The sequence below is a fragment of the Maridesulfovibrio sp. genome, from assembly GCF_963666665.1.
Lineage (GTDB): Bacteria > Desulfobacterota > Desulfovibrionia > Desulfovibrionales > Desulfovibrionaceae > Maridesulfovibrio.
The window spans coordinates 198,247-211,722 of sequence record NZ_OY762999.1; the positions used below are offsets into that span (position 1 = coordinate 198,247).

General features: G+C 44.6%; 11 protein-coding genes. 7 read left to right on the plus strand and 4 right to left on the minus strand.

Translation table 11 applies throughout. From position 1 onward, the window contains the following. Positions 1 to 4: 4 nt before the first annotated feature. Both ACKU40_RS00850 and ACKU40_RS00855 read right to left on the minus strand, forming a co-directional pair. A complete protein-coding gene (locus ACKU40_RS00850; protein ID WP_320174653.1) occupies positions 5 to 1,036 on the minus strand; it encodes a TIGR00341 family protein in 1,032 nt (343 codons plus the stop codon). Between the two features lie 27 nt (positions 1,037 to 1,063). Next, positions 1,064 to 3,367, minus strand: coding sequence for a mechanosensitive ion channel domain-containing protein (locus ACKU40_RS00855; protein WP_320174654.1), 2,304 nt, complete (start codon positions 3,365 to 3,367; stop codon positions 1,064 to 1,066). Positions 3,368 to 3,604: 237 nt separating this feature from the next. Between ACKU40_RS00855 and ACKU40_RS00860 the strand changes: the two genes are divergently transcribed. The 7 genes from ACKU40_RS00860 (at position 3,605) to ablB (ending at position 10,583) form a co-directional block, all read left to right on the plus strand. Beyond that, on the plus strand, positions 3,605 to 4,405 hold the full coding sequence (locus ACKU40_RS00860; protein ID WP_320174655.1) for a DUF3108 domain-containing protein: 801 nt from the start codon (positions 3,605 to 3,607) through the stop codon (positions 4,403 to 4,405). Between the two features lie 243 nt (positions 4,406 to 4,648). Beyond that, complete coding sequence (locus tag ACKU40_RS00865) at positions 4,649 to 5,866, plus strand: PAS domain S-box protein (RefSeq protein ID WP_320174656.1); 1,218 nt, start codon at positions 4,649 to 4,651, stop codon at positions 5,864 to 5,866. A 323-nt stretch (positions 5,867 to 6,189) separates the two neighbouring features. Beyond that, positions 6,190 to 6,975 carry an ABC transporter substrate-binding protein gene (locus ACKU40_RS00870; protein WP_320174657.1) on the plus strand — a complete coding sequence of 262 codons (786 nt, stop codon included), beginning with the start codon at positions 6,190 to 6,192 and terminating at the stop codon, positions 6,973 to 6,975. A 53-nt stretch (positions 6,976 to 7,028) separates the two neighbouring features. Continuing rightward, complete coding sequence (locus ACKU40_RS00875; protein ID WP_320174658.1) at positions 7,029 to 7,685, plus strand: amino acid ABC transporter permease; 657 nt, start codon at positions 7,029 to 7,031, stop codon at positions 7,683 to 7,685. Between the two features lie 9 nt (positions 7,686 to 7,694). Next, positions 7,695 to 8,426, plus strand: coding sequence for an amino acid ABC transporter ATP-binding protein (locus ACKU40_RS00880; RefSeq protein ID WP_320174659.1), 732 nt, complete (start codon positions 7,695 to 7,697; stop codon positions 8,424 to 8,426). Positions 8,427 to 8,440: 14 nt separating this feature from the next. Beyond that, positions 8,441 to 9,754: a lysine 2,3-aminomutase gene (gene ablA / locus ACKU40_RS00885; RefSeq protein WP_320174660.1), complete on the plus strand. Its 1,314-nt coding sequence runs from the start codon at positions 8,441 to 8,443 to the stop codon at positions 9,752 to 9,754. After that, positions 9,744 to 10,583: a putative beta-lysine N-acetyltransferase gene (gene ablB, locus ACKU40_RS00890; protein ID WP_320174661.1), complete on the plus strand. Its 840-nt coding sequence runs from the start codon at positions 9,744 to 9,746 to the stop codon at positions 10,581 to 10,583. The genes ablA and ablB overlap by 11 nt, the downstream gene beginning before the upstream one ends. 58 nt (positions 10,584 to 10,641) lie before the next feature. Here ablB and ACKU40_RS00895 read toward each other — a convergent pair whose 3' ends face one another. Next, on the minus strand, positions 10,642 to 11,235 hold the full coding sequence (locus ACKU40_RS00895; RefSeq protein WP_320174662.1) for an SET domain-containing protein: 594 nt from the start codon (positions 11,233 to 11,235) through the stop codon (positions 10,642 to 10,644). 10 nt (positions 11,236 to 11,245) lie between these two features. After that, positions 11,246 to 13,237, minus strand: a complete 1,992-nt coding sequence (locus ACKU40_RS00900) for a GNAT family N-acetyltransferase (protein WP_320174663.1) — start codon at positions 13,235 to 13,237, stop codon at positions 11,246 to 11,248. Positions 13,238 to 13,476: the final 239 nt, after the last annotated feature.

Sequence of the window (13,476 nt, forward strand, 5' to 3'; positions counted from 1 at the left end):
ACGCCTATTTAACTAACCAGAAGAATAAAAGAATACTCAATATTATGAGCAGAGCACCCCAAACCGCAATAATTCTCATCGCTGATGCTTTTGCCTCCTCACGTTTCCACCAAGTCAAAGGCTGTACTCCCATCAGGAAAAAAGAGATCACCCCTGAAAGATTGAGGCATATTATGTTTGCAAAGAACAAAGTGGCAGCGCCTATGGCGTGTGAAATGTGTCCCGCTCCCAGAAATAGACCACAGGCACTGAGCGGCGGTAGAAGAGACAGGGCGACCATTACCCCGACTAAAGATGTCGGGACACCTAGAGTGAAAGATATGATCCCGGCTGCTCCTGAGACCATTGCCAGAATAATATCTGAAAAATCAGTTGAAGATCTTGAAATTAATTCAGAAGAGTTCTGGTTGATGTCCACCCCGATGAATAATCCGGCAGCTAATGTAATGGCAAAGGCCAGTAAAATGCCGGTAATAAGTGTTTTAGATGAAGCTTTTGCAAGGTCGTCATCACCCAGTGTAGTGGCAAGTGACAGCCCTACATTCGGCTCCAGCAGGGGGGCCAAAACCATAGCACCGATTATGATGGCAACATTGTTTTTCAGTAGCCCGATTACAGCGACTATTGATGAAAATATTATTAGCAGAATGTAACTGCGGGATAATACAGACGTGTCAAGTACATCGGCATAGAGTTCTTCCCTGCTTAACCTGTTTTGTATCTTTTTCTGGTTATTCTGCTGCTTTTCTTCCTCGGTTGGTTCTTCTTCAATTTCTTTGAGTCTGGGAATGGTCGCTTCAACTGGAAAGACAATGATACGGTATTTGTCTTTCCATGTAAAAAAGTCCTCCAAACGATCAAGCACATTTTCGGATTCCTTCACATCCATGATTACCCTGAAGGTGAGGGAGTTTTCCCCTTCATTTGAGGAAACCCAAAAGACATAGCCTTCATTAGGACGATGTTCTTCAAGGGTTTTGTATATATCGTCCTTGTCCTCTTCCGGGGCTATTATCTCGATGACTCGAAGCGGCATGATATTTCCCTGTCCATTTGGTTCTGGTTATGCACTGCCTTTTGAGGTCTTTTCCCCAGGCATGTTTTTAACATGAATATCCAATTGCGGGAAAGCGATCTCTATACCCTCTTTGCGGAAATTGTTGTCTATCTCGAACCGCAAATCCGACATTGCTCTGATGGAGTAGTCAATGTCGTCGATCCAAACTCTTAATATAAAATCCAAACTGCTAGATCCGAAGTTGCTGAAATGGACATAAGGTTCAGGCGTAGGCAGAACATGTTCGTTTTTTTCGGCAACAGCTAAAAGGGTGCTTTTTACTTTTGCCGTATCAGAACCGTAGGCAACTCCTACAAGGATATCACGCCGCAGGGACGAACTGTTTTTGGTCCAGTTGGTCATCTGGTTTGTTACAAGGTCGGAGTTGGGGATCATGATTACGGCGTTTTCAAAGGTTTCAACCAGTGTTGTCCTGATATTGATTTTTTGGACAGTGCACCAGAGACCGCTAAGCTCGATGACATCGCCCTGCTGGATAGACCTGCCAAATAGCAGGATCAGTCCGCTGATGAAGTTGTTAACGATATTCTGGAGTCCGAAACCGATACCGACACTAAGGCCACCGGCAATAACAGCGATGCTTGTAAGGTTTACCCCGAGAACTCTCATGGAAATTATCACAAACAATGACCAGACACTGTAGGTGAAGAGTGTCTGCATTGATGGTACTGCACCGCGCTTTCCTTTGGGCCACTTATTGCCGACATGTTCGATGGAAACATTGAAAGCTGCTACACAGCTTTTAGTTATAAAAAACAAAACAGCCAAAGAAACAAGACTTCCTATTGTCAGGGCGAATCCATAAATGTTTATTTGCCTGTCCATGACATCTTCAATAGCGGTCGGTCCCAGAAATATTGACAGCCAGTAGTAAACAATAAAAAAAGCTATCCCCCAGCCTAGGGGAACAGCAAGGCCGCTGATCAGTCCCTTGAGCAGTTTTTCTCCTTTTTCCGTGCTGACAAACAGAATCTGTGCCCATAATCTTCCAAAGGATCGTATGAAAATTCCAAGGCAGAGTAGAATAGCAACCAGACAGGCCATTCTTCCAAAACCTAAGAAAGACAGGATAACAAGTGGAGTGATGAAGCTTATTTTTTGAGTGGATCTGACAAGGCCCTTGAATCCGTTTTTACGCCATGCAGTTGTCGAGCTGATTGTCCATGATGTGAAGATGAATAATAGAAAAAATATAGTAATATATTTGCTAGGGAAGTGTAGTGATACCATTGCTACACTTATAAACAGCAGCATGGTCATCCTGAAACTGCCGCTGGTGATCAAAAATCTGTCACGTGACAGGAATTTGGAAAGGCGCAAAATAGAATAAAAGAAAACGCAGAAAACAAAATACAAAAAAAATTCCAATGTTCCCGTAAATACAAGTATATTAGCAATGCATAAGGAAATACTGAACAGGGCAGTAAAAGTGTAAAGTTTTATCTTTTTGTGTTCATGAAGTATGGAGTATCGCCACGTGATTGTTTTCTGTACTAATCCTTTGACTGAGAAACATATGAAAAGGACGACAATAAAAACAGATAAATGTTTGACCCAGTCGCTTTTATAAATTTGCAGGGCAGCTGTGAATTCTGATTGCCTCAGCTGAATCCAATTCTGCATTGAAAATGATGTCTCCCAAAAGTCAGAGCTGAATATAGGACTTTTTCCAGTCAGCAGGTAAGCCTTCCAGAGTTGGAGCAGGTTTTGTTTTTCACCTTTTTCCAGCTTTTCAATCCGGTCAAGCATCCGGATTCCTTGTGCATCTAAAAGGTTAATGCGGGAAAGCTGCTTATTGGATTTTATCCGTAATTCCGAAACTGATTTGAATCTCTCCCGATAAATAGCGAGTAAATCTTTTGGAGTTCCCTCCGGCATGCTGGAGGAAAGTTGTTCAAATGATTTTAGAACTTCAATTCTGGATAGACATTCTGATTTGGCATTTTTGAGTTTGTCGACGATTTCTTGAATATCATCTCTTAAGTCATTCAGAGTGTTTTTTACAAACTTCCTTTCTATCGGAGAGTTTGCAGATGCTCTTTCAGAGAAGAAAAGGATTTGTGAGCGCTGCAGCAGTTTGGCATATTCTTTTTGCGACTGGACAATCAAATCCTCCACGCTTGCGTAGGTAGCAAGCTCTTCTGCTTCAAAAGCCTGATAATTCTGCACTCTGCTGCGTAAAAAGTCGTAGTCCTGATTTGCACTTGCTGAAAAAGAAACGCAAAGTCCTAATATCATTAAAACAGGAATTAAGACCATTTTTGCTGCGGTATGCTTTTTCTTAGGCATTATCGAGTGTTCTCCTTGCTTTTTACACATATTATCTTAGTAAATTAATTGTTTATATACACCATTGACAGATGCTTCTGCAATCCAAACAGTAAATTGATTTTTTAAAATGTCAGTTGTCGTGTGTTTCTTTCGCGCTAATTTTACTCTGTCTGCTGCGAGTTTACAGGGGTGTTACTGCATGTGCCCATACCTTATGTTCATTGACATCAATACCTTCAAATGTGATTTATAAGCATGAATAAATATTTTTACGATTATACATTTAGGTCTCTGTTCGCAGCTATGCTTTTTAGTGTCGGATTTACTTTTTCCATTTCCTGTTCAGCCCATGCAGAATCAAAGCTTCCTTTTCACCCGGGAGAAAAAATTGAGTACAATCTTTACTGGACGGTGTTTCATGCCGGATATGCGGAGCTGACCACATCAAAAGGCAATGGAACATCCGGTCCGATATTCAATGCAACTGCACGCACAAATGATTTCGTAGATGTATTTTACAAGGTTAGAAATCGAATCGAATCCATTACGACTCCGGGGATGGATTCAGCTCTTTATTATTTCAAGAAACAACGTGAAGGCGATTACCATAGAGACATAACCTTACAGTTTGACTGGAATACCTTTTCCGTAACCAGATACGGTTCAGACGGGACTTTTCGCCAGAAGCTGCCAATCTATCCCGGCGAGTTTGACCCTCTGTCCATTTTATTCTCATTTCGAAACCAGCCCTTGGAAGTTGGCTACGAATTTGTTTGCCCTATAACAGACGGTAAAAAATCAGTTATTGGCCGGGCAATGGTTACGGGAAGAGAAACAATTACAGTTGCAGGTAAGGAGTACGATACTTTTGTAATCGAGCCGGAAATCAAGGATCTTGGCGGTGTCTTCAAGAAAAGTCCGGATGCTACGCTTAAAATGTGGTTTACCGTTGATGAGTTACACATTCCGGTAAAGGTTAAAAGCGAAGTTTCTGTCGGCCATTTTTCTGTAGAGCTTTCCAAATACACTTCCGGTGATCCAGAGTCCAAATTCTGAAGAAATCAACAAAATGCTTTTTCGTCTTCGGTAATTTTTAGCCTTTGAATGAATACTAGGTCCTTGAATGTAAATGGGACAATGAACGAAATGTTGAATCGGCTGATTAACTCAAGATAATGAAAAAGACTTAGTTTCCTGTTGTTCAAAATTATTTATTCCGGGCGCAGATTTGAACTCATTTGAAATGCCTGTTAATAATTATTTTTTATTAAACTAATTATTAAGCATAGGAACTCACTAGTGAGCTCAAGTAATGACGACAATTCTGAACGTATTCCAGAATCCATTTCTGATGTATTTGAATCCTTTTCCGATTTTATCCTTTTTACTGACGGCGAAGGTCGTATCTGCTCAGCCAGTGACCGTGTCGTTGAGTTTTTCGGAGGGCCGCTGAAAGGGCGACAGCTTTGGGATATCCTGGGGGTTGATGCTTCAGGGATTGATGAATTCATCGTAGCTTATCCTGTAGCCGGCGTGCATGAAATACCTTACGGGGAGGACGGTGGAAATTATTCCTTGCGTCTAATTCCCCTTGCCGGCCCGTATTGTTCGGAAGGGTATGTTGCTGTTGTAACCAATAACGCTCCTTTTGTTGAATTACATGAATCTTATGAGGAGCGCATCGAGGATAATATAGCTGCTCTTGATGACAGTGTTGCCCTTTTCAATGCCTTATTTGATGCTGCGCAGGATCCGAGCTTTCTGGCTGATTCGGCTTTCCGTATTCTTTCATCCAACACCGCTGCAGAAAGGCTTTTCGGTCGCAGCTGCACTCTTTCCGGGAATAGTTGCCTTAGTATTTTCAGCTCCGACTCCTCAAATATAGTCCGAAAGCATTTTGAAACCTGTACTACAGATATCCCCGTTCCTTTTGATGAATTGCTTGCTGCTCGAAATTGTTCGGGGGAAGACATTCCTGTTGAGTTGATCATGCATAAGGTGCGGCTTCAGTCCGGCACGGTCTTTCATCTCGGATTAAGGGATATGACCGATATACAGCGGCTTGAAAACGGTCTGGAAGAGACTCGCGAGCAGGTAGATGGAATGAATGTGGCTTTGCGTACTGTTATTGAATCTGTGGAAGAAGAAAAAAAAGATATGCATGAGGACTTTGCATTACAGGTTCGCGAACAGATTCTGCCGGCCCTTGATCGTATGATTAAGGAACCTGTTCCGCAGATGCGCAATAGTTTTGGAAGATTTATTAAGGAGCGCCTTTCCGCTCTGGCAGGGGAGACCGGTGATCAGTTTGAAGAATTGCTACTGAAACTCACCCCCCGTGAAGTTGAAATCTGCCGTTATATTGAGGCTGGAAAGAGTACCGAACATATAGGTGAACTTCTTTCTATTACAGCTGATACCGTCCGCACCCACCGTAAAAATATTCGCCGTAAACTTGGCTTGCAGGGCAAGAGAGTTTCGTTGATTTCTTATCTTAAACATCACATCAACTCCTAAAATGTTGGGTATGTCGTATACCCAATATATACCCGATAAATAGCCTTGTGGGTATGGGGTGAGTCTGTATTGTTCTGAACAACGACAGAGTTGTTCAATTTAATTTTTTACCTATCTGCATTCAAATGAGACCGGAAGATATAGCAAGTGACAACTTAAGGCATGCAATTATAACTATTGTATTTTCGTTTGTCGCATTGTTTCTATTTTTAGGTTTTTCATATGTGCATCGCAGTGAGATTCGAAAAACTGCTTCACCACCTTATATGATGATATATAAGAGTGTGTATCCTTAAAAATAGAACACATATTTAGGAGAAAACATGAGACGTTTTACGGCCTTATACCTTGCGGTGTTCACCCTGTTGATTGCTGTGTCTTTTGTCGGTTGCGCTAAACAGGAAAAGACCGGCCTTGCCAAGGTCAAAGAAGCCGAGGAAGTGAGCTTTGCCATGAGTGGCGGTTATCCTCCGTTTAATTATTTTAACAAACAAAATGAGCTGGTCGGCTTTGATGTGGATGTTGCTAAAGAAGTAGCGAAAAGACTAGGTGTAAAGCTGAAACCAGTCACCACTGAGTGGAGTGGTATTATCGAAGGGCTGAGGTCCGGTATTTACAGTGGTATCCTTGGAAGTATGGCTGCAACTGAGCAACGTAAGAAGGTCGTGGATTTCTCTAACCCGTATTACTATTCCGGTGCTCAGATGTTTGTCCGTACAGATTCTCCTTTCAAGTCAGCTGACGAACTCAAAGCCAAGGCTGTCGGGCTGGTTACCGGAACCACTTTTGAGCAGGATGCCAAAAATCTGGGAGTGTCTGATATCCGTCTCTACAAAGATGATACCCATACTCTTACCGAATTATCCAGCGGGGTAATTGATGGTGTCATCACTGACCGTGTTGTGGGCGTTAATGCCATGAATAGCGGCAAGTTTAAGATTAAACCTCTTGGTTCCCCGCTGCGCAAGGAAGATATCGCAGTTGCTTTCCGCAAGGAGGATAAGACCCTTACGGATGAGGTGAACAAGATTCTTAAGCAGATGCATGAAGACGGTACCCTTACTGAGTTGAGTAAGAAGTGGCTTAAGGTAGATATTACCAAGAAATAAAGAGGAGTAAGGGGGCGGACAGCCTCCTTTCTTTTTTGAGCAAAGGAATAAAGATGTATTTCGATTTTGCAAGTCTGCCGGAGTATCTTCCGTATTTTCTCCCGGCAGCATGGATGACCCTTGAAATTACCGTGCTTGGTATTCTTCTCGGGCTTGTTCTCGGCCTCGTGACAGTATTCATGCGCGTTTCTGATAATCGGATGTTTAATCTTCCGGCCCATGCCTACATTTACATAATCCGCGGCACTCCGTTGCTGTTGCAGTTGCTGTTTATTTATTTCGGAATGCGCAGCCTTGTTGGGCTTTCCGCTCTTCCGGCTGCTGTTCTGGCTCTGGGGATTCATAACGGTGCTTATATTGCCGAAATTTTCAGAGGTGCCATTGCATCCATCTCCCCCGGGCAGATGGAAGCCGCGCGAAGCATCGGGATGAGTTATCCTCGCGCAATGTTCAGGATCGTTTTGCCGCAGGCTTTTAAGCGTGCGATCCCGTCCTTAGGGAACCAATTCATCATTGCTTTAAAGGATTCCTCTCTTGCCAGCACAATTACCATTAATGAATTGCTGCTTAAATCACAGCAGTTGGCCTCTTCAAATTTCATGATGATGGAAATGCTGACTATAGCCGGGGTGTTTTACCTTATCTATACCGGAGCTTTTACATTTCTTTTTCATACAATCGAAAGAAAGCTCGACACTAGCAGGTCCTAAGGAGGAAATATGCAGGATACTATCAGTATTGAAGGCGTTCACAAATGGTTCGACACTAACCACGTCCTCAAGGGAGTTGATCTGAATGTAGGTAACTCCGATGTGGTTGTAGTCATCGGTGCAAGCGGTTCCGGGAAATCCACATTGCTGCGATGCGTAAACCGTCTTGAAACATATACAAAGGGTGAAATCAGCATCAACGGCGATAAGGTTCCAAGTGATGAAAAGGAAATCAATTCCATGCGCAGCCGGGTGGGTATGGTCTTTCAGCATTTTAACCTTTTTCCGCATATGAGTGTGCTTGGCAATGTAACTGAAGGGCCTACTCAGGTCAGGAAGATGCCCAAAAAAGAAGCAACGGAGCTGGCTATGTCCTTTTTGGATAAAGTCGGCATGGCTGATAAGGCAACTGCTTACCCGGAAACCTTATCCGGCGGTCAGAAACAGAGGGTAGCCATTGCCCGCGCCTTGGCAATGGAGCCGGAAGTAATGCTGTTTGATGAACCGACTTCTGCTCTTGACCCGGAACTGGTCGGTGAGGTGCTCACCGTTATGCGCGACCTTGCCGACGACGGCATGACCATGATGGTCGTGACCCATGAAATGAATTTTGCAAATGAGGTAGCTGATTCCGTTGCCTTTATGGATCAGGGGGTAATTCTGGAACAGGATACTCCCTCCCGTTTGTTTTCTGCTCCGGTAGAGCTGCGGACTCAGGAATTTCTCTCTCAAATATTATAAAAATACAGGATATTATGACTGTTTACACAGAGCGACAGGAAGCATTGGCCGGTGTGATTGATGACGATTCTTCGAAGTCTGACTGGACTGACTGGAAGTGGCACGTCCGCAACACAATCAGGACTGTCTCCAGCTTTGAAAAAGTTTTAGGCATTAAATTCAGCGATTCTGAACGTAAAAAACATGAGATGACCCTGCGAAAATTTCCGTTGGCCATCACCCCCTATTATCTTTCACTTATTGATGTGGAAGATTACGAAAATGACCCTGTTTTTCTGCAATCTTTTCCCAGCCCTGAAGAGCTGAAGATAGAACGTTGCGATATGACCGACCCTTTGCATGAGGATGAAGACAGCCCGGTTCCCGGAATTACCCATCGTTACCCGGACCGTGTGCTTTTTCATATCAGCAACCTTTGTTCCATGTATTGCAGGCATTGTACCCGCAAACGTAAAGTCGGTGATCAGGATTCAATCCCGTCCACCAGCCAGTTGGAAAAGGGAATTGAATATATCCGCAACACTCCGCAGGTGCGTGATGTACTGCTGTCGGGTGGTGATCCGTTCATGCTTTCAGATGAGAAGCTGGATTGGATTCTGACCAAGATCGGTGAAATCGAACATGTCGAAGTTGTTCGCATCGGAACCCGTATGCCGGTTGTACTGCCTTATCGCGTGACCGATGATCTGGTGAATATGCTCAAGAAGCATCATCCGCTTTGGATCAACACTCACTTCAACCATCCACGGGAAGTTACTGACTCTTCGCGCAGGGCTATCGCAAAACTTGCTGATGCCGGAATACCGCTGGGCAACCAGAGTGTTTTGCTGGCAGGGGTTAACGATTGTCCACGTCTGATCAAGACTCTGAACCATAAGCTGGTTAAGAACAGGGTTCGCCCTTACTACCTTTACCAGTGTGATCTTTCTGAAGGCTTGAGCCATTTTCGCACCCCAGTGGGGAAGGGGATTGAGATTCTTGAAAGTTTACGCGGGCATACCAGCGGCTTTGCCGTGCCTACTTATGTTGTGGATGCGCCGGGCGGTGGCGGCAAGATTCCGGTCATGCCCAACTATATTGTTTCATGGGCCACCAACAAGGTTGTGTTGCGAAATTACGAAGGGGTGATTACCACCTACACTGAACCGGATTCTTACGAGAGCAACACTTGTGATCGGAATTGTGCAGAGTGCAATCTTCAGCTTAAAGAAGATGGAGCCGAGGAAAAAGCCATCGGCGTTGAAAAACTCATTTCCGACTGGGACGACACTCTTAGTTTAACTCCTGAGGATAACGAAAGGGCGGAGCGTAATTCGCATGTTGCATGATTCTATTCTGGCTGTAGGGAACAGCACCATACAGATGGGGGCGTACAATGACCGCATTTATTTGATGTCTCTAGCAGCGGAAGACGGTCCGAAGATTGTTGATGAAATGATCCATATGGCCGTAGCTGAGGACCTTTCGAAGATTTTCGTCAAGGTCCCTGTGTCACAGGCGTTGCATTTTTTGTCCTGCGGTTTTGAGAAAGAGGCAGAAGTGCCGGATATGTTTGACGGTGATGACGGTGTTTTTCTGAGCTTCTATCGCTATCTTTGGCGTAAGGAGCAGGGTGACAAGGAAGAGCTTGATCGTGTTCTTTCTGTTGCTGAAAGCAAAAAGGGCAAGGGTAATGTCTCAACTCTGCCTAACAGTCTGCAAATGCGCAGGCTTGGACCGGAAGATGCGCACGCGCTCGCGCATCTTTACGGTCAAACATTTAAAACTTACCCGTTCCCCATCACTGACCCTGATTTTATTCGTCAGGAAATGGAAGAAGGGGTGCGGTTTCTGGGCGTTTGCGAAGACGCAAAGCTGGTAGGCGCAGCCTCTGCAGAAGTTGCTGCTGACGGAAACAGTGCGGAGATGACAGACTTCGCTGTCAACCCGGACTACCGCAAGATGGGAATCGCCGGCGCTTTGCTGCGTGCTCTTGAAAAGGATTGTACTGAGTCCGGTATCAAGTGCCTATTCACGATTGCCAGAGCCTGTTCGTACGGGATTAACTCTCTGTTTTCCAAGGGAGATTATGAGTTCTCCGGGCAGCTGAAAAATAATACCAATATCAGCGGGCACCTTGAGTCTATGAATGTTTGGTATAAGATTGCTTCAGACTAGTTTACTTTTGCCACAAAAACGAAAAAGGACTTAGGGTAATCCCTAAGTCCTTTGATTTTTATGTAGCCACGCGCCATTTAAGGTTTTGAACCGATGAGTACTTGTCGTTGTCCTGTTGGAGCGTTTTCAATCTGCTTCTGATTTCAGGCGTCACCATATCCCAGAGCGGTTGGGGAACATCGGGAATGGCCAGCAGGGCTGTCTTGATCAGTTCATCCCAAGTCTTGCCGTATTTATCGATGTCATCGGGGCGCAGCTCTTTTCTGCATTCGTCACACCCACAGTGAATTTCATAAGGGTCCTGCACATTGAGGAGTCCATATTCTGTGGTGATCTGTTCTCCGGCCTGAATGTCCCGAATGGCTATCTCCAAACGGTAATCCGTCATCATGGTGTTGCAGCGGCAACTGTGATTCATGAACCGGGCATGGTCCCAGCTCAAAACGAGCATGCCGTCCCTGTCATGATATACGTGCGTTTCCATTGATTCCCGAACCATATCCGGCAACTTATGGAAGTCTTCGTAGGGCAGGCATATATCGAATTCATCACGTACAACCACCACTGTGCCGCGCGGGATATCGCGAATTGCAAATACCCCGTTACCGAGCTGTGGGGAAACTGTCCTCACAATAGTATCTGGATGGATCATTTTAATCTCTTCAGGAAATATAGCGGATTTGTTGGCGTTCCAATTCAATCCGGTTGAAAATAGATTGCATGATTCGCTCGTACAACTCATTGCCGAGCAACTGGTCTTCAACTCCGAAATCGACATTCGGGTTGTCGTTTACCTCGATCACATAGGCCTTGCCGCCGATTTCTTTGAGATCCACACCGTAAAATCCATTTCCGATAAGCGATGAGGCCCGTACCGCAGCCCTTAGAATTGAAGGCGGCACCTGATCGATGCGGACCGCTTCATGCTGGCCGCTGAAACCGACCGTGTCGGATGAGTTCCAGTTGTATATCTGCCAATGATTCTTAGCCATGAAGTATTTGCATGCGAAGATCGGTTTGTTGTCGAGGACGCCAATCCGCCAGTCATATTCCGACACGAGGAATTCCTGGGCGATAACCAGATCTGATTTTTTCAACATCTCATTTAACCGGTTTTGCAACTCGGTATGATTGTCCACTCTATATACTCCCTGTGAGAATGAGCTTTCAGGAAGTTTAAGGACCAGAGGGAACACTAATGACTGCATGCGTTTGTCAGAGATATCCTTTTTGGTAAGCAACCATCCTCGCGGCTGACAAATCCCCTCGCTGACAAGTTTTTCGTGAAGATAAACCTTGTTCGAGCAGAGCATTATGGACCATGGGTCGTCAATTACGACAAGCCCTTCGGTGTATGCGTGTCGTGATATGGCATAGGTATGGTCTTCAAGTGCTGTTGTCTCCCGAATAAAAAGGGCATCGAACTCGCAGATGCGACGTCTGTCAGCCTTGGTAATGAACTCTACGTAAAAACCGACTTTTTCTGCTGCCTTTCTGAATCGATCAAGTGCTTCCGGGCAGGATGGAGGCGTTTTCTCATCCGGGTTTACCAGTATTGCCAGATCATATTTGAAATGTTTGAGCCGTGGACGGGTATAGCGTTTTCTCGCACTATATTCGTCCAAAGCTTCCTGCAGCAAATGTTCATGTTCAGCCATAACATTCTTCACAGACAGCACTTTGATTTTCTTTACAGTCCAGCGTTCTTTGAACTGAAGACAGAGGCTGAAGAATGGAATTGAGAAGAGGCGGAACAATTTTTGAGACAGCTCATTAAATCGCTGATCGCTGGATTTACCCATGATAATCGTCAGGGAGAAATCACGCTCTTTTACTAATGACAGTTTTGCCGCAAGATAATCCTCGATTTCATCAAGGAGGCTTTGCGCCACCATCGGAGTTGTGGCGTCTTTCATGTTCACAACGGACGGAATAACCATGTGATTGCGTGCGTTAGCCAGCAAAGACACATAGTACCCCAATGAATGGATCTTGTAAGAACTACAGAGGTTCAATACATGAAATCTGTTGGACTTGGCATAGTTCTGGTCCGACAGGTAGTTTTGAGCAGAGCATAAAGTCAGTTCCGAAGACCATTTCTTCAATGATCTGACATCATCCGTCACTATGAGCAATCTATCCTGAACGGTCTTTTTGGCAGATAGCACCAGAGACATCCTGAGCCCGGATTCTCCGGGGCCATAGTAGTCTGGAAGGGTTCTAACCGCCTCAAATCCAAACTTGCTGTACCAGTCAATCAGTCGCGGATTATTAATGTCGGCTTCAAGTGAAATCCGTTCATATCCATGACTGGATGCAAAGTTGATGATGTGTCGAATGAGTATCTCACCAAGTCCCGTTTTTCTATACTTTCTGTCGATGGCCAGTGAATATATACGAATTGAACGTTTGTAATGGATAATTACGGCTGCACCCATTTTAACGGTTTTTTTCCGTCCGGGAGGGTTTTCAATGATCAGCACAAGCTGGCTGGGGCTGGCTATGCTGTTTTGCAGGCTTCGCTTTGAACTCTGACGTTTCTCCGCAAAGCACTCCCGTTCAAGCTGCATTACAAAGTCTATGTCGCTAGGAACCGCTTCCCGAATGACATGGGATCGGCATGAAGTGTTATCCACTCCGTATATCAGGCTCACGTATTTCTCCGTTGTTAAATTCGCCCGCCCAAAGTCGGTAAAGACCTATCGGGGCAAATAACAAATATACCTAACACGGGTTTCGGTAAATAAAATTGGATAAAAATAAAGTAAGTCCATTCAATTAGTTGTGTCTTTATTTAGTGCTGATGGTCTTCGTTTGTGAGCAGGGCGGTAGGTTAGGATAGTTGCAGGGGACTTTATATTTATAATGAAGTTTGTATCCCAAAAAAAATAGG